We start from the raw sequence: 533 nt of genomic DNA, 5'->3' as shown, positions 1-533 counted from the left end.
ACTAAATTAATTTTAAAGTAAAGGAACTAACAGCTTATGCAACAAGTTGTCTTACCAATCAAAGATTCAAATGTTCTCAAAGAGGTGCAAGATACGTTACTCAATAATTTTAAAGCTGGCCGGCGTAACTATACAATTTTTCAAGTTGGTAAAGCTACGCTACTAAGAGTCAGTGACGTCATGTGCCTAAAACAAGCGGATATTTTTAATCCGGACGGCTCCATTAAACAAAATGCGTTCATTCATGATCGAAAAACTGGTAAGCCTAATAACTTGTACCTTAAACCAGTTCAAACAGAGCTTTTATTGTATCGTCAATGGCTGCTTGATCATAAACTAGAATCTGAATGGCTCTTTCCGTCCATTCAACACCCAGAACGGCATATTACAGAAAAGCAGTTCTATAAAATCATGAGCAAAGTCGGCGATCTTTTAAATATTAATTACCTTGGTACCCACACAATGCGCAAGACTGGAGCTTATCGCGTTTATACGCAATCCAATTACAATATTGGCTTAGTCATGCACTTATT

Annotated in this window: 1 protein-coding gene; it reads left to right on the top strand. The window is 36.8% G+C overall.

Annotated features, from left to right (window positions below; all coding sequences use genetic code 11):
* Positions 1–36: 36 nt before the first annotated feature.
* On the top strand, positions 37–533 hold a 497-nt coding region (locus tag FC88_RS02485; protein ID WP_057812444.1), incomplete at its 3' end, for a tyrosine-type recombinase/integrase.

Source organism: Companilactobacillus futsaii JCM 17355 (genome assembly GCF_001435505.1).
GTDB lineage: Bacteria > Bacillota > Bacilli > Lactobacillales > Lactobacillaceae > Companilactobacillus > Companilactobacillus futsaii.
This window is presented reverse-complemented; position numbering and strand designations above follow the sequence as displayed.